The following is a 16174-nucleotide window of genomic DNA, read 5'->3' on the forward strand; positions in this document are numbered from 1 at the left end:
AAGCTCCGAACCAGTCGTTTGGACCTGCCGAACACTGCGGCGGCGCCGTTCGAGCGCCGAAAGGGCGGCCGGCGCGTCATCTTTGCGACAACGACAAGGATGTGGCCGGGACGGGCGTTCAAAATCCAACATCTTGCCCTGCTTTTCGCCGACGTTGTCATCGCCAAGGCCTCTGCTGCACCACTGCAAAACGGTCCGCGTCTTGCAATGATTTGATCGAGGTCAATGCAGATGCTCGAACTGGTCAGCGAACCCGACACGATCAACTTCGGTGATCTTCCCGAGGAGATCGACGCGCTGCTGCAGCAGGGCGTGGCGGCGTATCGCCGCGATCACGCCCGCGCCGACCGGCTGTTTCGCCAGGCCTTGGCCGCCGCACCGCAGGAGCTGCCGACCTATTTCTGCCTCTATAAGATCCACACCTATCAGGGCCATCTCGACGAGGCCAAGGCGGTCGCCGAGCTCGGCCTCGCCGAGGCGGCGCGCCAGGCCGATTGGTCATCCGATTGGCGGCAATGGGCGCCGCACGATCCGCTGCCGGATGGCGCCGGCCGCTTCGCGCTCTACACGCTGAAGGCCCTGGCCTTCATTCATCTACGCAAGAACGATCCCGACAGCGCGGCCGAGATGCTCGCAGCGCTGCGCCGGCTCGATCCATCAGGCGCCGTCGGCTGGCCGGTCGTAGCGGCTCTGGCCGATGGGCTCGGCGCGGGGTGAGGCACAGCCATGCTGACAGCCAGCGCAATATCGACACGACTTCGAACGACTATCCCTGGTGCGAACCAGGACCATGAGAGGAACCAACGCATGATGAGCATGCACGCCGCGCCCCCTCCTTCCCCGGCCCAGAGCGCCGTCGCGACCGGCTCCCAGGATGCCGCCGAAAGCGTGATCGCCGCGCTGCGGACGGTCTATGACCCGGAGATCCCGGTGAACGTCTACGACCTCGGCCTGGTCTATCGGATTGCGCATGAAGGCGGTGGCGCCGTCGAGATCGACATGACCTTGACGGCACCCGGCTGCCCGGTCGCGAGCGAGATCGTTCGCATGGTCGAGAACGCGGTGCAGGCGGTCGACGGTGTCGCCTCGGTGAAGGTGACGCTCGTGTTCGAGCCGCCGTGGGACAAGTCACGCATGTCCGAGGAGACCGCCCTGGAGCTGGGCTTGTTGTAACGCGCGCCGACCGCGCAGATACGGGAGCATCACATGCCGACAGAGAGCACCATCAAGCTCACAGCCAATGACGGACATACGTTCGAGGCGTTCCGAGCCGATCCGGCCGACACACCGAAAGGCGCCGTCGTCGTGCTGCCCGACGGCAACGGCGGCAGCAAGGTCCGCAAGGTCGCCGATGCTTTCGCGGCGAGTGGCTATGTCGTGATCGCGCCGGAGCTGTCGCCGCCGGCGGCTGTCGAGGCGGCGGCCGATGGTGCTCCCGCGGCGGCCGCGCAGGATCCCGTGGCCCCGCTGCTTGCCGAGATCCAGTCGACGGTCGATAGCGTCAAGGAATGCGGCAAGGTCGCGGTGGTTGGCTACGGCGCCGGCGGCGGCCTTGCCTACAGCGCAGCGAACAGCGTGTCCGGTCTCGCCTGCGCGGTCAGCTACTACGCCACCGGCGTCGTCGACGCCGCCGGCGCGAAGCGCAAGGTCCCCACCTTGCTGCATTTTGGCGAAGCCGACCCGGTCGTGCCGTTCACGGCCGTCAGCATGTTCCGTGCCCATCATCCCGAGGTCAGCGCCTTCTCCTATCCCGGCGCCGCGCATGATTTCGACGACGACGGTGCCAGCCATGACGCGGCAGCCACCTCACTGGCTCACGAGCGGACGCTCGCCTGGATCTCGCAATATGTCGTGGGCCAGCCGCCGATCACGTTGAAGAACGCCGGCGCCTACGCGCTCGCCAAGACCGACAAGAAAAAGAAGAAGAAGGCCGACGACGACATGGGACCGCCGATGGAGTGAGAGCGCGATGCTGCCGACCACCATCCTGATCGACGAGCGGCCGCGCTGCGTGGTGCGGCCAAACGATACCAAGGACCTCAACCGCTTCATTCGCAACGGCAAGCCGTTTCTGCTCGCCGAGCAGCCGGACGGCAAGATCACTCACCGCAGCGCCAGCGACACCGAGATGCAGCATTGGCAGAACGCACTGGCCCTGCACCGCGCCTGGGGCGGCGATGAGGAGAATTTCTTTGGCGTGCCGTTGTATTAGTTGGTGTCCGTAGTCCGTAGGGTGGGCAAAGGCGCCACTGACGATCATGAGTTTGCGCGGCTAGCTGCACGCCGTGCCCACCATCCAACACCAACGGATAGCGTCGCGGTGGGCACGCTTCGCTTTGCCCACCCTACGAACCACCGGCCATTGCATTCCGTCATTGCGAGCGCAGCGAAGCAATCCAGGGCGACACGAGGACTCTGGATCGCTTCGTCGCCTCCGGCTCCTGGCAATGACGATGCGGCGGGGTTCGCCGCGATCTCACGGCCGCGCCGCACGGGCATCGTGCGGGTTGCCGGCCTGGTTGCGCATCCAGTCGGCGAGCTTGGTCATGGCGGCGTCGACGTCCTGGCGGGCCTGAACATCGGCCACGGTCTCATCGAGCGCGCCGCGCATGCACAGCAGCCACGCATCGCGCTCGGCGCTGCCGATCGGGAAACCCATGTGACGCTGGCGCAGGCGCGGGTGGCCCTTCTCCGGCGAGTACAGTTTCGGGCCGCCGAGCCACTCCGAGAGATAGCGCTTCAGGATGACCTTGATCGGCCCGAGATTGGTGCCGTGCATGTCCCGGATCGTCTTGGCCTCGGGCAGCGTATCCATCCGGTGATAGAACGACTCGACCAGACGATCGACCACGACGGCGCCGCCGATCCGCTCATACGGCGTGATCACCGGCGCGGTCTCCGATTCTGCCGTCTGCGAAGTCCCAGCGTCTGCCATCCAACTCGTTCCGTCTCTATTCGTCCAAGCTCGGTTGCAGGATCACCTCGGCGGGTGCGCCGGGCCCCTGCTCGTCCACGAGCTCGAGCGCATCGACGCGCGACAATCCGGCGCCGGAGTCCATCAGCACGATAGCGTCCTTGGGCATGCTGGCAAGAGCCTCGATCAGCTTGGCGACGGTCACGATGCCCCCTCTCACGCGGCGTCCTGCCCGGCCACAGCGGCGCCGGTCTCGTCGAAACAGAGCGTCACCGGATCCTCGTCGAGCATCACGATCTCGGCACGGCGCAACGTCCCGTTGGCGTGATAATCATACCGATGGGTGAGCTCGATCTCGCCGTAAACGACCTTCTCGAATCCGGTCAGCGCACCCGCGGCATTGAAATAGCCGCGGATGAAGGTGTTGCGGTTCGACAGCTGCTCCGGTGCGATCGCCGTCACCAGGCGCAACGGCAGCTTGACGCCCGTATACGACACGAAGAACTGGACCATATCGGTGCTCATGCCGCCGCTCGCATCGATCGCCTGCAGCGCACCGTCACGCGGCGGCTGCGGCCTTCAGGGCCTCGACATCGTCGCGGGCAACCTTGAAGACACCGCGGCCGCCGGCGAAGGTCTGATAGGCCTTCATGCCGATCGCCTCGCTGAGCTTGTTGAACCATTGCTGCGGCGTCAGCGCGGCCGGCCGTTCACTGATCTCGGCAACCGTGCCATCCGGGGCAAAGCGAACGTGAAGCGTGATGTTGTCCATGTGATCCTCCTGTTAGAAGCCTGACGAAAAGCCGAGCAGCTCGATCTTGACGTTCTCGGTGCCGAGGATCGTCGCCTGGCACGCGAGGCGGGACTTCGAGCCGACACCGACGATGGTGTCGAGCTTCTCGTTCTCGAGCTTGCTGACCTTCGACACGCCCTTGCGTCCCTCCTGCAGGAAGATGTGGCACGAGCCGCACTTCGCCTGCCCCTCGCATTTGTGCGGGATCTCCACCTCGGCGGCGAGCAGCGCCGCGAGAATGGTGGTGCCCTCGCCCACCTCGATCGTCTTGCCGGAGGGCATGACCGTCAGAGTTGCCATTGAATGTCTCCTTTGCTGGGTTGAACTGATGTCAGTAGATCGCCGCGCCCGCTCCGACATTGACCGAGGCGTCCTTCATGGTCGCGACGATGAAGGCGATCTGGTCGGTCGTCAGATGGACATGGAATGGCAGGGCCACGACGCGGTCGGCGACCTTCTCGGCGACGAGACAGTCGCCGCGCCGATAGCCCATGTCGAAATAGTGCCGCTGCAGATGCAGCGGATTGGAATAGGCGACGGCCTCGACCTGCTCGACCCGGAGATCCTCGACGATCGAATCGCGGCTCGACTTGGAGAAGCGCGTGCCAAGATGCACCTGGTACAGGAACCAGTTCACCTCGGTGACATCAGGGCCGATATAGGGATCCTTGATGCCCTCGAACGACTGCACCTGGCTGTAGTAGATCTGCTCGATCAGCCGCCGGCGCTCGAGGATCTCGTCGACCCGCTTCAACTGGGCCAGACCCAGTGCGGCCGTGACATCGCTCATCACGGCCTGGTGCGACGGGCTGCTGCTGACCACCACCGAGGCACGCTCATCCAGCCGGTGCAGCCGATGGCGCCGCACGGCAACCGCGATATCGATGTCGTCGGTTACGATCATGCCGCCTTCGCCACAGGTCAAGGCGAATGGCTGCGAAAAGTCGAACACCGAGGCCGCGCCGAAGGTGCCGACCAGCGCGCCCTTGTATTTCGAGCCGATCGCCTCGGTCGAGTCCTCGAGCAGCGTCAGGTTGTGAGCCTTGGCGATCTCCTGCAGCTCCGACCATTTGGCCGGATGGCCATTGGTGTTGCCGGCGAGAATGGCCTTGGTCTTCGGGGTGATCCGCGCCTCGATCTTGCTCGGCGCCAGCGTGCCCGAGTAATAATCGATATCGACGAACACCGGTTTGGCGCCGACGATGCTGATCGCATGCGCGACCTCGCGGAACGAATAGGACGACGCGATCACCTCGTCGCCTGACCCGATCCCCAGGCCCTTCAGAACCATAACGAGGCCAAGCGTTCCGCTCGGGACGGCAATGGCATATTTGCGTCCGAGATAGGCGGCGAACGCTGCCTCGAACTCCTCGACCAGCGGTCCGCAGGACAGCCGCGGCGAGCGCAATGCGGCATCCACTGCTGCGATTTCTGCGGTCGTGATATCCGGATCGGACAGCGGGATGAAGCCCGCCTCGACCGGCGTCAGTTCGGCTTCCTCCTGCTCCTGCCGATCGGCGTCATGCACCAGATAGGGCTTCATGATCAGCTCCGTTTGGCCAGGATCAGGCCGGTGGCTTTAGCCGGATCGTCCGTCACCCCTGCGCAATGGTCGCTGGCATCGAGCAGATGCAGGTCGAACGCCGCATAGCTGCGGTAAGGCGTCTCGGTCACATCCGAGGCATCGCAGCGGGTCAAAGCGAGCTTCGGAAAGCGACGGCGCAACTCGGCGAACGCTGCTTGGCTGGCGTCCGGTTGCTCGAGGACCTGCGCAATCTCATTCAGCTCCTGTTCGGCCAATGCCATCTCACCCGTTCTCCTCGTTACTGCCAGAAGATCCGCTCAGGGTCGGCGTTCAGCTCGTCGACCGCCGCGGTCAACCGCTGGTGCACGCTGTGCAGCTCCCAGATCCCTTGCGCATGATCTCTCCAGAACAGCTTCCATATCGTTTTCGCCGGGTCGTGACGCAGCAGAGCCACGTCGATCACCCCGCCGTCCTTGTCGATGTTGCGCGAGCAACATGGACTGCGGACCTGATAACCTTCATCGACCGGCAGAATCGTCGGCTCGACGTAGCGGTAGCGCTTGCGTGACTGCAGCGCACGCTCGATCCGCTTGCGATCCAACTCATTGGGATGCGCGGGCCGCACGAAGCTGGGTTTGAGCGCAGCTGCCACCATGACTGATCCTCATCCCCTAGACCGGGACGATCTCCTCTTCCAGACAGCCGACTACAAGCTGCTCGCCGAACTCGACGAGATAGATCGGCATGTTCGCCTCTGTGTGGGTCCCGACTTGGACGATCTCGCCCATGTCGCCGACGGCGACCAGCTTGGCCTCCGCCGGCGCGTTCGGGAACGAGCCGTCGTTGACGAGGTCGATCAGCGCCTTCACGCGCTGGCCCCATTGATATTTCGGCATCCGCGGCTCGATCATGATCTGTACGCTCCCGGCAGCGGCAGCTCGTCCTCGGCGTCCCCGCGGGGGACGGTGGATTCGAGCTCCTTGCGTTTCATGCCGACGCGGTTTCCGCTTTCGAGGAACTCGACGCCGTAGATGTAGAACTGCTGCAGGAAGGTGCCGATCGAGACGACGTAGCCGATCTCGCCCTTCTTCGCGAGGATCTCACCGATCTCCTTGCCCGCATAGGTGCCGTCATTGCGGATGGTACGCTTCGCCTTGACCTTCTCGCCGAAGGTGAAATACGGCGGCGCCGACAGCTCCACAACCTCGCTGTCACGAACGATGTTGCTCATGCCGGTTTCTCCATCGCTGCTCCAGAACGGTTGTCGAGCCGGCCGCGCGCCATCTCCTGCACCAGCGGATCCTCGTCGCGCACCAGCTCGGCGAGCTCACCGAGCGGAATCCGGCTCGCGACCTCGTGGCGGACGCGCCAGTCGGCGTCCTTGCGCATGGCCGTCAGGAGATCCGGCGCCAGACGCTCCGCGATCTCCAGCCGTACCCGCGCATCGGGATCGCTGATCATGCCGAGCAGCCAGTCGCTTGGAATCCGCCGCGCAACGACGCGGCGGACCTCGGCCTCGGGATCGCCCATCATGCGGCCGAGCACCGAGGGCACGATGCGGCGCGCGACGACCAGACGGACGTAATAGTCGTCGTCCATCATCATCGGCATCAGGTCTTCGGGATCGAGCACGGTGGCGATGCGGATCCGGACCTCGCGATGCGGGTCATGGCGCAGCCGCAGAACCAGCCGCTTCGGCAGCCGCCGCGCCGCATTCCAGCGCACCGTTTCCTCGGGATCGTCGAGCAGCGGCGGCAAATAGAACGGGCTGGCGTGCTTGGCGGCGATCGCGCGCACCTCGAAATGCGGATGCTTGACGTAGTCGTTGGCGAGTGCCGGATTCCAGTTGAAGAACCGGTCGATGCGCCGCGCGTAGCGGTCGTGCACGCAGGCGTGCCGGATCCTGCAGCGGCCGGCCGCGCTCAGCTGCTCATGCGCGCAGCCCGCGCAGCTGATCTCGTTGCCCTGCCAGTCGATGGCTTCGTCGATGTCGTCACTCATCGTCGAGCTCCACCCGGTCGACGACCTCGAGCAGGACGCGTGCGCCGATCTTGTCGCTGGGATCGAGGTCGAGCAGCTTCTGCACCGCAAGCCGCCCCTCGACGAGATTGCCGAGCCGCATCTGCAGGTAGGCGTAGCCCTTCAAGGTGAACATGAAGAAGCGCGGCAGCATGTGGTCGAAGCTGCCGAACTCGGCGTGCTCGGGCCGGACGTCGCGCCAATGCGGCGGCAGGTCGTTCTCCACCGCGGCCTTGGCGAGGCAGCGCTTGGCAATGCGCAGCGCGTCGGTCAGGCGGCCCTTGTAGAAATAGAAGCGGTAGAAGCCGATCAGGACCGCGGCATGATCCGGCGCCAGCGCTTCGGCTTGCTTCAGATGCGTCTCCGCGACATCATCGACATGATAGCTCTGGCCCGCCAGCCACAGATGACGCTCGGCCTCCTCCGGCAGGCCGCCACCGAGCAGCGCGTCGGCAAGCAGCGCGTCCTCGATGGCAGTCTGGGAGCTGGGCCGGGCGTCGGTCGGCATGATTTGCTGTCCTAGTCCTGCAGCGCCTTCAGCGCGTGGCTGGAGCACGATACCTGCTTCGGATCGTGGAACACGAGGCCGGTCTGAGCGGCGGTGTCGGCGAAGTCGATGGTGACGCCGTCGAGCAGCAGCCGGCTTTCCGCCGGCAGGAACAGCTTGACGCCGTCACGCTCGACGACCGCGTCCCCGGCAAGCGGCGTGGCGAGCACGCTGATATCGGCGGCGAGGCCCGAGCAGCCGCCCGGCGACACCGCGAGGCGGAAGCCGGAGCCGGCGGTGCCGTCGGCCCGCAGCATCATGCGCATGAACTTTTGCGCGGCTGGCGTGAGGGTGAAGTTCATCTGGCTCTCCTCAGGCCGGCGGCTGATAGCGCGGGAACGAGTTGTCGATGACGCAGGTGTTGTCGACCGGGCAGACCGCCGCGCATTGCGGCTCGTCGAAATGACCGAGGCACTCGGTGCACTTCTTGGGATCGATCACGAAGGTGCCGTTCTTCTCGGAGATCGCCACGTTCGGACATTCGGGCTCGCAGGCCGAGCAGCTCGTGCACTGCGAAGCAATGATCTTCAAAGTCATGAAAGAGCTCCTGTCGAAAAAGGCCGGCGGCGGCGGGGCGCCGCCGGGTTCACGTGTCAAGCGGCGGAGATCAGTGCGCCCTGGCGGATCTCGGCGTCACCGCGCACGACGTGCTCGATCTCGCCGCTGTTGACCTTGTCGAGATAGCTCTTGAACCAGGCGATCGCCGACTTCTCGATGAACTCGTGGGCGAACTGGTCGACCGGTTCGATGCCGGCGGTCTGCAGGTCGCTCTTCGGGCAGCCGCCGATCTTGGCCACGAACACCGCGTGACAGTCGTTGATGGCGCGGATCACGGTCTCAAGGCTGTCCTCGTCGCCATAGCCGCCCTGGCAGTACAGGTCGACGCGGCGGTGTCCGACGAACTTCGCACCGGTTGTCGAGAGTTCATAAACCTGGAACTCCTTGGCGTGGCCGAAATGCTCGTTGATCAGGCCCGAGCCCTTGGTCGCCACCGCGACCAGCAGCTTGATGTCGCTGGACTGGCCGGCGAGCGAGGCGAGCTCCTCCTGGCGGGCGACAACCTTGGCGACACGCTCGCTCTCGACCGCCTCCTGATAGGCCTTGCGGCTGTCGATGTCGTAGTTCACCTCCATCGCCATGATCTTGTCGGTGGTGAACTCCGCGGAGCGGTCCTCGCCGAGCAGGCCGACGGCGTCGGCGCGGCACTGGCGGCAATGCCGCATCATGTTCATCTCGCCTTCGCAAGCGTCCTGCAGCGCCTTCAGCTCCTGCGCGGTCGGGCCGCGCTGGCCAGTCAGGCCGAACACGGTGCCGTGCTCCGGCGAGGAGATCAGCGGCATGATGTTGTGCAGGAAGGCGCCCCGCGACTTCACCGCCTTGTTGACCTCGACGAGGTGCTTGTCGTTGACGCCGGGGATCATCACCGAGTTGACCTTGCAGAGGATGCCGCGCTCGGTCAGCATCTCCAGGCCCTGCAGCTGCCGGTCGGTGAGCAGCTTGGCGGCCTCGACGCCGGTGTAGCGCTTGTGCTTCCAGAACACCCAGGGATAGATCTTGGCGCCGATCTCGGGATCGACCATGTTGATGGTGATCGTGACGTGGTCGACGTTGAAGCCGGCGATGGTGTCGACATGGTCGGGCAGCGCCAGGCCGTTGGTCGACAGGCAAAGCTTGATGTCCGGCGCCGTCTTTGCGATCAGCTCGAAGGTCTTGAAGGTCTTCTCGGGATTGGCGAGCGGATCGCCGGGGCCGGCGATGCCGAGCACGGTCATCTGCGGAATGGTCGAGGCCACCGCGAGCACCTTCTTGGCGGCCTGCTCGGGCGTGAGCTTCTCGCTGACGACGCCCGGACGCGACTCGTTGGCGCAATCATATTTGCGGTTGCAGTAATTGCACTGAATGTTGCAGGCGGGCGCCACGGCGACATGCATGCGCGCGTAATGATGATGCGCTTCCTCGCTGTAGCAGGGATGGTTCTTCACCTTTTCCCAGATCTCCGGCGGCAGGTCGTTCTCGCCGGCGCCCGAGCCGCAGCTCGCCTTGCCGCTGCCGCCCGAGGTGCCGCAGCCCTTGTGTTCCGCGATGGTCTGCATCACCGAGCTCAGCTTGTCGCCGTCCGGTATCGTCGCCTGGTCGTGCTGCACTGACGCGTCCATGTCCGCTCCTTACGTTGCTGGCGAGCCGCAAACCGCCTTGGGATCAGTTCAGCAACTCGCGTGCCACGCCGCGGACACGTTCATTTCATCGGACTATCAACGCCTTAGCAGAATCATTGCAGCTGTCGCCTTGCCAACATGCGAAAGCTTCTCGTTTGGTGCGTTGTTAGAAACGTTACAGACTCGGATCGAGCAGAGGGCGCACAGCAAAACAGCGCGGCTTGCGGCCGCGCTGTTCGTGTTGTGACAAATCTGGCTCAGCCGCCGATGATGATCTCGGTGGCACGCGCGAGCGGAATCGCGATCGGCGTCAGGCGCTCGGCGATGAAGAATTTCAGCTCGTTCTTCGACAGCGAGTCCGGTTCGACCAGGACGTGATGCTCGGTGCCCGAGCGCTTGATGACCTGGCGGCCATAGGTGCGCAGCAGCTGGTCGTTGAAGCGGCAGCCGATGAACAGGAAGCCGCGATCGGTGCGGCGATCCTTGACGGTGTCGGGAATCGGCGTCTGGATGTCGATGTCGGTCAGGACCTCGACATAGTCCGCGTCGGTGATCAGGAAGTTCTTCGCCGGCGTGATGCCGCCATGCGGCTTGTACAGCAGCGTGGTCCAGCCACCTGCCTTCTCGCGATCGCTCTCGCCGCCGGCAGCGTCGTAGAAGCGATACCAGCGGTCCTCGCCGATATGGGCGCGGGTGATACCCTGCACCTCGCCCCAATCGCCGCGCCCGGCCAACGCGGTGCGCATTGCGCCATCGTACCAGCTGTCAACGATCATCGGCAGCGGCAGCGACGCCAGATGCTGCTGCAGCGGCGTCGGAGCCACCGGCGCGGCGAAAGCCTCCGCCATCAGCGCCGTCACCGTCGAGCGATGGCGCGTGCTCTCGATGTGCTGCGCCGAGGCCCAGGCATTGCCCTTGGCGCGGCGTGGCAGCGCCACCTTGGTGCCGAAGAACGCGGCCAGCGCCTCCGGGTTCATCGGCACCGCAGCGCCGGACTGCTCCGAGACGGCGGGACCGAGAAACGGAACGACCTTGCCAGCTTTCAGCCTGGCGACGACGTCCTTCAGCAGCGCCTCGGCGTCGGCCTGCTTGACGATGTCGATATGAGGAAGCGGCGCATTCATTACTCGTCCCCTTCTCCACCGCGCTTGCGCGCATTGATCGTGATCGGCAGCCGCGTGTCGGCGGCCATCTGCGGCAGCTCGAGCACCCAGCCATTGGCGATGCGGATCCAGCCGCCCCACAACGTCTCGTGCTCGGTCTCGACAATCGGCTCCTCCAGATCCTTCTTCGGGACGTAGATCGAGAGGCCGGTTTCCGGCGAGCGGCGGATCATGACTTTCATTGCGTAAGCTCCGTGGGACGAAGGGCGTCCGCCGCATTCGACGGGTGATGTTGCAGCCAGGCTGGCGAGGTCTCGCGCAGCCGGCCGACGATGTCGGGCAGGACCTGCAGCACGCGGTCGATGTCATCGTCGGTCGTGTCGCGCGACAGTGAGAAGCGCACGGCTCCGCGCAGCAGATCCGGGGGCACGTTCATCGCCCTGAGCACATGCGAAGGCTCCATCAAGCCGGAGGCGCAGGCCGAGCCGAGCGAGGCCGCGATGCCCGCCTGGTTCAGGCGCATGACGATCGGTTCGCCCTCGATATCCTGGAAGGCGATGTTGGCGGTGTTCGGCAGCCGCTCCGCGACATCGCCGAGCACGGTGCAATGACCGACGCTCTGGATGATGCCCTGCTCCAGCCGGTCGCGCAGCGCGCGCACCCGGCCCTGCTCGTCGGCGAGATGTTTTGCTGCCAGCTCCGCCGCCTTGCCGAGGCCGACGATCGCCGGCACGTTCTCGGTGCCGCCGCGCCGGCGGCGCTCCTGCGGACCACCGCGCACCAGCGGCGCGAACGGCGCGCCCTTCTTGATGTACAGCGCACCGATGCCCTTGGGCCCGTGCAGCTTGTGTCCGGACAGCGACAGCATGTCGACGCCGGCGGATTTCAGGTCGATCGCGATCTTGCCGACGGCCTGGACGGCGTCGGTGTGGAACAGCGCGCCCGCGTCGTGCGCGAGCTTGGCCAGGTCCGGAATGGAATTCAGCGTGCCGGTCTCGTTGTTGGCCCACATCACCGAGGCGATCGCCGTCCGCGGCCCGAGCGCGCGCTTGTATGCTTCGAGATCGAGCCGGCCGGAAGCATCGACGCCGATCAGATGCACCGTGATGCCGCGCTTGTCCCTGAGATGCTCGACCAGCGACAGGATCGCGGGATGCTCGACTGCCGTCGTGACGATCTCGCCCCGTCCTTCCTGCGTCTCAAGCGCCGACAGGATCGCGGTGTTGTCGGATTCCGTCCCGCCCGACGTGAAGACGATCTCGTGATCGAAAGCGGCGCCCAGCAGCGCCTGCAGGCTCTTGCGCGCCTGGCGGACGGCGCCCGCGACCTCGCTGCCGAAGGCATGCGACGACGAGGCATTGCCGAACTGGTCCGTGAAGAACGGCAACATCGCCGCGACGACTTCGGGGTCGACGCGCGTCGTGGCGTTGTTGTCGAGGTAGACCGGACGCAAGGCCGCTCCTTAATGCCGCGCCTTGGGTGCGCCGGCGACCGGAACGAGACGGACGAACTCACCGAGCTTCTCGATCATGCGGGCCTGGATGCCCTCCAAGGTCGCGCTGGCGAGCTTGCAGAAGATGCAGGCGCCGGCGAGCTTGACCATGATCTTGTTGCCGTCGATCTCGACGAGCTCGCAATCGCCGCCGTCGCGTTTCAGGTTCGGACGGACCTCCTCGATCACGGCCCGGATGATGCGCTCGCGCTCGCTCATCTGAGCCGGCGCTTCGACGATGCCCTGGGATTCGACCAGCATGATGTCAGTTCTCTCGTGTTGGATGATCAAGCGAGGGGATCAGGCGAACGGCCTTTTAAGCAAACGACTTGCCGCAGCCGCAGCTCGACTTCGCGTTCGGATTCTCGAAGGTGAAGCCGGAGCCTTCCAGCGCGATGACGAAGTCGATCGTCGTGCCCTCGAGATATTCCAGGCTCTTGTGATCGACGAGCACGCGCACGCCCTCGCGCTCGATCACGGTGTCCTCCGGCTCGCTGCCGCTGACGAGACCCATGTTGTATTTCAGCCCGGCGCAGCCGCCGGCTTCGACCATGATCCTGAGGCCGTCGACCGGCTTGTCGGAGGTCGTGATCGCGTTGCGAACCGCATTGACGGCACTATCGGTCAGGTTGATCATCTTCCGGCCTTTCCATTCGACTGTTGCGAACGTGGCTCGCAAGTCTCGTGCCATGCGGCAATGGGCTGAAATGACACGACTTTCAGCAATGTCGCTGTGGCGTTTCCGACGCGTGTCGGCTTTCCGACAGGGCCGCTTTCGCTCCGCCACGAACCGGCTCGCCGGGTGTCGCGGCGGAAATCCGACAATGCCCCGAGGAGGCGAACGAAAGCGCAGGCAAATCAACGCGCCACATACATCGGCAGACAATTTGCATCACGGCCTCATGACCTCGCCGTGCGGCGAGACGGCTCATGACACCATGCGAGGGGATTGCTGATGACGACATTGGAGAAAACGGTTGCGATCGAGACCACGGCGCTCGCGCAGCTCGACAAGGAAGGACGGCTGCTGAACGCCGTGCTGAAGGCGCCGACCACCAAGCCCGGCCGGTTCGGCTTCCGCGGCGACATCGCGCTGAAGTTCCAGACCCAGGTCGCGGACGAGAAGCGGCCGCCGGATTTCTCGGTCGAGCAGGTGCTGACGATCGTGAATGACGGCGAGCCGACCATTCCGGTGCTCGTCGGTTACATCCATTCGCTGGCCTATCTCGAAACCGCGGTTGAGGTGCTGAAGGACCTGCTGAAGCCGGATGGCAGCTACTTCATGTTCTGCAACAACATAGACCTCTTGGCGAAGTACCGCATCAAGATGGGCGACGTGACGTTCTATGTCCTGCCCTGCGACGAATCCACGGTCTGGAAGGAGATGATGGATCTCCTGAGCATCGACAAGAACGATATCAAGAAGCTCGACACCGCCGGCAAGCTCGACTACGTGCTCGATGCGGCCAAGAAGTTCAGCGAGACCTACGAGTTCATCGCGTATGCGGATGCACTGGCCAAGATGGAGCCCGTCAAGAACCGCAACGAGAACCGGCCGGTCTGAGCGCCGTCTTGCCTTCACACGCAAGGTGAAGTCCCGACACTCGCGTCGGGACTTCGTGTGAGATTTCAGCCTTCCTCACACTGCAGGCCGGTCTCTTCATCGTCCTCATCATCTTCGACCAGGGTCACGCCGGTCACGCAGATGTCGCCGTCGAGCACGGTCAGCGCCACCGGCGTCAGGCTTTCGCCCTTGCACGGGCCGTCGACGCACATCCCGGTGCCGATCTCGAACAGCGAGCCGTGCTTGCCGCAGAGGATGCGCAGGCCGTTGCCGTCCAGGAACTGGTTGCGCTCCCAGTCGAGATTGACCTTGTCGTGCGGGCACTTGTTCAGATAGCCGAACACCTGCTTGCCCCAGCGAATCACGAAGATCGGCCACGGGCGATGGCTGCCGTCCTCGGCCACAACCATGAGCTGGAAGCCCATGGCGCGGCGGCTCGGGATGTCGTTGAAGCTGCAGATGGCGTAGGCGACGTCGGTCGTCATGTCAGGCCTCATCGATGTCTGGCGCATGTCCGACATCGCCGCTGTCAGCGGAGCTGTGAGCGACCGTCGGCTCGCTGACAGATCACGTTGCAAGATTCGCGCAACTCCGCCGCCGCACCAGTCTTTCTCGCTGTTGCGAGAGACTGGCACAGAACTTGAAAATTTCTCCTGCAAACGCGCCTTTGTAAGGAGATCGACATGAACGTGACACTGGACTTCGTCGAAAGCTCGCTCGACGACATCAAGGCCGCTTTGGACGGCGGCACGCTGACGGTCTACTCGGTGGCACGCCCGACCACCGCCGACAAAGCCGTCGACCGCAGCGGCGTGCTCGCGACCTTCACCTTCGCCTCGCCCGCCTTCGGACCCGCGGTGGACGGGGCGGAGCAGCCGAACTTCGTCACTGCCGCGGTGCCTGCGGCTACCGTCGGTACGCCCGGCTTCGCACGGGCGCGCAAGGCCGACGGCACCACGGTCGCCGATTTCTCCGCCGGTCCCGGCGAGCGCGAGATCAAGTTTACCGAAGTGTCGTGCTCCCCCGGCGCGCCGGTCACGGTGGCGACATTCAAGATCATCGCCGATGGCGGCTGGCCGGAGCGTCCGGAATATTACGACAGCCATCCGCGCCCGGGCTTTGCGATGCCGAAAACGCTCTGACGCGCGCGCGTCAGTCAGATTGACCCCATCACAATCGCGAGCGCATGCATGAGCACGGACTTCTCTGACACCCTGGTCAGCTCCGAATGGCTGGCGCAACACCTGTCCGATCCGGACATCAAGATCCTCGACTGCACCTGGCACCATCCGAGCACCAACCTGGATGGTCGCACCCAATATCGCGGCCGGCACCTGCCCGGCTCGGTACATTTCGATATCGACCAGGTCGCCGACAAGACCAGCCCGCTGCCGCACATGCTGCCGACGGCCGAGGATTTCGCCCACAAGGTCGGCCTGCTCGGCATCAGCAATGCCGATCGCGTCATCGTCTATGACCGCCACTACGGCGGCTCGGCCGCAGGACGCGTGTGGTGGATGTTCCGCGTGTTCGGGCACGACAATGTCGCCCTGCTCGACGGCGGCTTCGGCAAATGGACCAAAGAGAAGAAGCCGGCGGAGATGACGCCGGTGCGTCCCGCGCCGGCAAGCTTCACCGCGAGCTTCCGACCCAACCTGGTCGCGACGCTAGCGGATATGCAGCGGCTGGCGCAGAGCGGCGCGCAGCTGATCGACGCGCGCGGCCCGGGCAAGTTCGACGGCACGCAGCCTGATGTCTTCACCTTCAAGCGCCAGGGCCACATTCCCGGTGCGATCAACCTGCCCTGGGCGGATCTGGTCGATCCCGACACCGGCGTCTTGATGGCGCCCGACGCGCTCGCCGCGCGTTTCACAGACGCTGGCGTCGATCTCGGCAAGCCGATCGTCTCCACCTGCGCCTCCGGCATCACCTCCTGCATGCTGGCGCTGGCGCTCTACCGGCTCGGCGTCCTCGATGCCGCCGTCTATGACGGCTCGTGGGCGGAGTGGAGCCAGCTCGACGATACGGCCGCGGCGGCGTGATCCAGCTGATAGCAACGAC

Annotated in this window: 28 protein-coding genes; 7 read left to right on the forward strand and 21 right to left on the reverse strand. The window is 64.8% G+C overall.

Annotation, left to right across the window (positions count from 1 at the left end; translation table 11 throughout):
• Positions 1–225 precede the first annotated feature (225 nt).
• The 4 genes from ACQR07_RS06160 to ACQR07_RS06175 all read left to right on the forward strand — a co-directional run bounded on the left by ACQR07_RS06160 (position 226) and on the right by ACQR07_RS06175 (position 2212).
• Positions 226–717 carry a tetratricopeptide repeat protein gene (locus ACQR07_RS06160; RefSeq protein ID WP_434901438.1) on the forward strand — a complete coding sequence of 164 codons (492 nt, stop codon included), beginning with the start codon at positions 226–228 and terminating at the stop codon, positions 715–717.
• A 93-nt stretch (positions 718–810) separates the two neighbouring features.
• Positions 811–1173, forward strand: coding sequence for an iron-sulfur cluster assembly protein (locus ACQR07_RS06165; protein WP_434901761.1), 363 nt, complete (start codon positions 811–813; stop codon positions 1171–1173).
• A gap of 33 nt (positions 1174–1206) precedes the next feature.
• Positions 1207–1962 (forward strand): dienelactone hydrolase family protein, encoded by a 756-nt coding sequence (locus ACQR07_RS06170; protein WP_434901439.1) that lies wholly within the window; start codon positions 1207–1209, stop codon positions 1960–1962.
• A gap of 7 nt (positions 1963–1969) precedes the next feature.
• Positions 1970–2212 carry a hypothetical protein gene (locus tag ACQR07_RS06175; RefSeq protein ID WP_434901440.1) on the forward strand — a complete coding sequence of 81 codons (243 nt, stop codon included), beginning with the start codon at positions 1970–1972 and terminating at the stop codon, positions 2210–2212.
• A 264-nt stretch (positions 2213–2476) separates the two neighbouring features.
• Here ACQR07_RS06175 and ACQR07_RS06180 read toward each other — a convergent pair whose 3' ends face one another.
• From ACQR07_RS06180 to ACQR07_RS06275, 20 genes are all read right to left on the reverse strand, one after another.
• Positions 2477–2935: a group II truncated hemoglobin gene (locus ACQR07_RS06180; protein WP_434901441.1), complete on the reverse strand. Its 459-nt coding sequence runs from the start codon at positions 2933–2935 to the stop codon at positions 2477–2479.
• Between the two features lie 16 nt (positions 2936–2951).
• Positions 2952–3119, reverse strand: a complete 168-nt coding sequence (locus ACQR07_RS06185; protein ID WP_015665429.1) for a hypothetical protein — start codon at positions 3117–3119, stop codon at positions 2952–2954.
• Positions 3120–3130: 11 nt separating this feature from the next.
• Positions 3131–3439: a DUF6156 family protein gene (locus ACQR07_RS06190; RefSeq protein ID WP_434901442.1), complete on the reverse strand. Its 309-nt coding sequence runs from the start codon at positions 3437–3439 to the stop codon at positions 3131–3133.
• 34 nt (positions 3440–3473) lie between these two features.
• On the reverse strand, positions 3474–3686 hold the full coding sequence (locus ACQR07_RS06195; protein ID WP_434901443.1) for a hypothetical protein: 213 nt from the start codon (positions 3684–3686) through the stop codon (positions 3474–3476).
• A 12-nt stretch (positions 3687–3698) separates the two neighbouring features.
• Complete coding sequence (locus tag ACQR07_RS06200) at positions 3699–4007, reverse strand: 2Fe-2S iron-sulfur cluster-binding protein (protein WP_434901444.1); 309 nt, start codon at positions 4005–4007, stop codon at positions 3699–3701.
• 31 nt (positions 4008–4038) lie between these two features.
• Positions 4039–5253 (reverse strand): DegT/DnrJ/EryC1/StrS family aminotransferase, encoded by a 1215-nt coding sequence (locus ACQR07_RS06205; protein ID WP_434901762.1) that lies wholly within the window; start codon positions 5251–5253, stop codon positions 4039–4041.
• Positions 5253–5513, reverse strand: coding sequence for a hypothetical protein (locus ACQR07_RS06210; protein ID WP_434871178.1), 261 nt, complete (start codon positions 5511–5513; stop codon positions 5253–5255). The genes ACQR07_RS06205 and ACQR07_RS06210 overlap by 1 nt, the downstream gene beginning before the upstream one ends.
• A gap of 17 nt (positions 5514–5530) precedes the next feature.
• Positions 5531–5887 (reverse strand): DUF3024 domain-containing protein, encoded by a 357-nt coding sequence (locus ACQR07_RS06215; RefSeq protein WP_434901445.1) that lies wholly within the window; start codon positions 5885–5887, stop codon positions 5531–5533.
• Positions 5888–5903: 16 nt separating this feature from the next.
• Positions 5904–6143 (reverse strand): nitrogen fixation protein NifZ, encoded by a 240-nt coding sequence (locus ACQR07_RS06220; RefSeq protein ID WP_434901446.1) that lies wholly within the window; start codon positions 6141–6143, stop codon positions 5904–5906.
• Positions 6140–6463 carry a nitrogen fixation protein NifZ gene (locus tag ACQR07_RS06225; protein WP_006609680.1) on the reverse strand — a complete coding sequence of 108 codons (324 nt, stop codon included), beginning with the start codon at positions 6461–6463 and terminating at the stop codon, positions 6140–6142. The genes ACQR07_RS06220 and ACQR07_RS06225 overlap by 4 nt, the downstream gene beginning before the upstream one ends.
• Positions 6460–7233, reverse strand: coding sequence for a 4Fe4S-binding leucine-rich repeat protein (locus ACQR07_RS06230; protein WP_434901447.1), 774 nt, complete (start codon positions 7231–7233; stop codon positions 6460–6462). The genes ACQR07_RS06225 and ACQR07_RS06230 overlap by 4 nt, the downstream gene beginning before the upstream one ends.
• Positions 7226–7759, reverse strand: a complete 534-nt coding sequence (locus tag ACQR07_RS06235; RefSeq protein WP_434901448.1) for a hypothetical protein — start codon at positions 7757–7759, stop codon at positions 7226–7228. The genes ACQR07_RS06230 and ACQR07_RS06235 overlap by 8 nt, the downstream gene beginning before the upstream one ends.
• Positions 7760–7770: 11 nt before the next feature.
• Positions 7771–8100, reverse strand: coding sequence for a HesB/IscA family protein (locus tag ACQR07_RS06240; RefSeq protein ID WP_434901449.1), 330 nt, complete (start codon positions 8098–8100; stop codon positions 7771–7773).
• Positions 8101–8110: 10 nt separating this feature from the next.
• A complete protein-coding gene (locus tag ACQR07_RS06245; RefSeq protein WP_015665417.1) occupies positions 8111–8335 on the reverse strand; it encodes a YfhL family 4Fe-4S dicluster ferredoxin in 225 nt (74 codons plus the stop codon).
• Positions 8336–8391: 56 nt separating this feature from the next.
• Positions 8392–9954, reverse strand: coding sequence for a nitrogenase cofactor biosynthesis protein NifB (gene nifB / locus ACQR07_RS06250; RefSeq protein WP_434901450.1), 1563 nt, complete (start codon positions 9952–9954; stop codon positions 8392–8394).
• A 257-nt stretch (positions 9955–10211) separates the two neighbouring features.
• A complete protein-coding gene (locus ACQR07_RS06255) occupies positions 10212–11078 on the reverse strand; it encodes an SIR2 family NAD-dependent protein deacylase (protein WP_434901451.1) in 867 nt (288 codons plus the stop codon).
• Positions 11078–11299 (reverse strand): putative nitrogen fixation protein NifT, encoded by a 222-nt coding sequence (nifT, locus tag ACQR07_RS06260; protein ID WP_012029022.1) that lies wholly within the window; start codon positions 11297–11299, stop codon positions 11078–11080. The genes ACQR07_RS06255 and nifT overlap by 1 nt, the downstream gene beginning before the upstream one ends.
• Entirely contained in the window at positions 11296–12510 is a 1215-nt protein-coding gene (nifS, locus tag ACQR07_RS06265; protein WP_434901452.1) for a cysteine desulfurase NifS, read from the reverse strand. The genes nifT and nifS overlap by 4 nt, the downstream gene beginning before the upstream one ends.
• A gap of 9 nt (positions 12511–12519) precedes the next feature.
• Positions 12520–12810 (reverse strand): NifU family protein, encoded by a 291-nt coding sequence (locus ACQR07_RS06270; RefSeq protein WP_434834915.1) that lies wholly within the window; start codon positions 12808–12810, stop codon positions 12520–12522.
• A gap of 55 nt (positions 12811–12865) precedes the next feature.
• Entirely contained in the window at positions 12866–13186 is a 321-nt protein-coding gene (locus tag ACQR07_RS06275; protein ID WP_434871187.1) for a HesB/IscA family protein, read from the reverse strand.
• A gap of 318 nt (positions 13187–13504) precedes the next feature.
• Here ACQR07_RS06275 and ACQR07_RS06280 point away from each other — a divergent pair, with 318 nt between their 5' ends.
• Positions 13505–14113, forward strand: coding sequence for a hypothetical protein (locus ACQR07_RS06280; RefSeq protein WP_434901453.1), 609 nt, complete (start codon positions 13505–13507; stop codon positions 14111–14113).
• Between the two features lie 65 nt (positions 14114–14178).
• Here ACQR07_RS06280 and ACQR07_RS06285 read toward each other — a convergent pair whose 3' ends face one another.
• The gene (locus tag ACQR07_RS06285; protein WP_434901454.1) at positions 14179–14598 is read right to left on the reverse strand and encodes a Rieske (2Fe-2S) protein; all 420 of its coding nucleotides are present in this window, start codon (positions 14596–14598) and stop codon (positions 14179–14181) included.
• A 198-nt stretch (positions 14599–14796) separates the two neighbouring features.
• On the opposite strand from ACQR07_RS06285, the gene ACQR07_RS06290 reads away from it, so the two are divergent.
• The gene (locus ACQR07_RS06290; protein WP_434901455.1) at positions 14797–15255 is read left to right on the forward strand and encodes a hypothetical protein; all 459 of its coding nucleotides are present in this window, start codon (positions 14797–14799) and stop codon (positions 15253–15255) included.
• Positions 15256–15303: 48 nt separating this feature from the next.
• Positions 15304–16155, forward strand: a complete 852-nt coding sequence (locus tag ACQR07_RS06295) for a sulfurtransferase (RefSeq protein WP_434901456.1) — start codon at positions 15304–15306, stop codon at positions 16153–16155.
• The last annotated feature ends 19 nt before the right edge of the window (positions 16156–16174 follow it).

Source organism: Bradyrhizobium sp. HKCCYLS20291 (assembly GCF_051167715.1).
Taxonomy (GTDB): domain Bacteria; phylum Pseudomonadota; class Alphaproteobacteria; order Rhizobiales; family Xanthobacteraceae; genus Bradyrhizobium.

Excerpts from the sequence above, each read along its gene's own strand:
- ACQR07_RS06160 (WP_434901438.1), top strand. The coding sequence starts at position 226 with ATGCAGATGCTCGAACTGGTCAGCGAACCCGACACGATCAACTTCGGT.
- ACQR07_RS06165 (WP_434901761.1), top strand. The coding sequence starts at position 811 with ATGAGCATGCACGCCGCGCCCCCTCCTTCCCCGGCCCAGAGCGCCGTC.
- ACQR07_RS06170 (WP_434901439.1), top strand. The coding sequence starts at position 1,207 with ATGCCGACAGAGAGCACCATCAAGCTCACAGCCAATGACGGACATACG.
- ACQR07_RS06175 (WP_434901440.1), top strand. The coding sequence starts at position 1,970 with ATGCTGCCGACCACCATCCTGATCGACGAGCGGCCGCGCTGCGTGGTG.
- ACQR07_RS06180 (WP_434901441.1), bottom strand. The coding sequence starts at position 2,935 with ATGGCAGACGCTGGGACTTCGCAGACGGCAGAATCGGAGACCGCGCCG.
- ACQR07_RS06190 (WP_434901442.1), bottom strand. The coding sequence starts at position 3,439 with ATGAGCACCGATATGGTCCAGTTCTTCGTGTCGTATACGGGCGTCAAG.
- ACQR07_RS06195 (WP_434901443.1), bottom strand. The coding sequence starts at position 3,686 with ATGGACAACATCACGCTTCACGTTCGCTTTGCCCCGGATGGCACGGTT.
- ACQR07_RS06200 (WP_434901444.1), bottom strand. The coding sequence starts at position 4,007 with ATGGCAACTCTGACGGTCATGCCCTCCGGCAAGACGATCGAGGTGGGC.
- ACQR07_RS06210 (WP_434871178.1), bottom strand. The coding sequence starts at position 5,513 with ATGGCATTGGCCGAACAGGAGCTGAATGAGATTGCGCAGGTCCTCGAG.
- ACQR07_RS06215 (WP_434901445.1), bottom strand. The coding sequence starts at position 5,887 with ATGGTGGCAGCTGCGCTCAAACCCAGCTTCGTGCGGCCCGCGCATCCC.
- ACQR07_RS06220 (WP_434901446.1), bottom strand. The coding sequence starts at position 6,143 with ATGATCGAGCCGCGGATGCCGAAATATCAATGGGGCCAGCGCGTGAAG.
- ACQR07_RS06225 (WP_006609680.1), bottom strand. The coding sequence starts at position 6,463 with ATGAGCAACATCGTTCGTGACAGCGAGGTTGTGGAGCTGTCGGCGCCG.
- ACQR07_RS06230 (WP_434901447.1), bottom strand. The coding sequence starts at position 7,233 with ATGAGTGACGACATCGACGAAGCCATCGACTGGCAGGGCAACGAGATC.
- ACQR07_RS06235 (WP_434901448.1), bottom strand. The coding sequence starts at position 7,759 with ATGCCGACCGACGCCCGGCCCAGCTCCCAGACTGCCATCGAGGACGCG.
- ACQR07_RS06240 (WP_434901449.1), bottom strand. The coding sequence starts at position 8,100 with ATGAACTTCACCCTCACGCCAGCCGCGCAAAAGTTCATGCGCATGATG.
- ACQR07_RS06245 (WP_015665417.1), bottom strand. The coding sequence starts at position 8,335 with ATGACTTTGAAGATCATTGCTTCGCAGTGCACGAGCTGCTCGGCCTGC.
- nifB (WP_434901450.1), bottom strand. The coding sequence starts at position 9,954 with ATGGACGCGTCAGTGCAGCACGACCAGGCGACGATACCGGACGGCGAC.
- ACQR07_RS06255 (WP_434901451.1), bottom strand. The coding sequence starts at position 11,078 with ATGAATGCGCCGCTTCCTCATATCGACATCGTCAAGCAGGCCGACGCC.
- nifT (WP_012029022.1), bottom strand. The coding sequence starts at position 11,299 with ATGAAAGTCATGATCCGCCGCTCGCCGGAAACCGGCCTCTCGATCTAC.
- ACQR07_RS06270 (WP_434834915.1), bottom strand. The coding sequence starts at position 12,810 with ATGCTGGTCGAATCCCAGGGCATCGTCGAAGCGCCGGCTCAGATGAGC.
- ACQR07_RS06275 (WP_434871187.1), bottom strand. The coding sequence starts at position 13,186 with ATGATCAACCTGACCGATAGTGCCGTCAATGCGGTTCGCAACGCGATC.
- ACQR07_RS06280 (WP_434901453.1), top strand. The coding sequence starts at position 13,505 with ATGACGACATTGGAGAAAACGGTTGCGATCGAGACCACGGCGCTCGCG.
- ACQR07_RS06285 (WP_434901454.1), bottom strand. The coding sequence starts at position 14,598 with ATGACGACCGACGTCGCCTACGCCATCTGCAGCTTCAACGACATCCCG.
- ACQR07_RS06290 (WP_434901455.1), top strand. The coding sequence starts at position 14,797 with ATGAACGTGACACTGGACTTCGTCGAAAGCTCGCTCGACGACATCAAG.
- ACQR07_RS06295 (WP_434901456.1), top strand. The coding sequence starts at position 15,304 with ATGAGCACGGACTTCTCTGACACCCTGGTCAGCTCCGAATGGCTGGCG.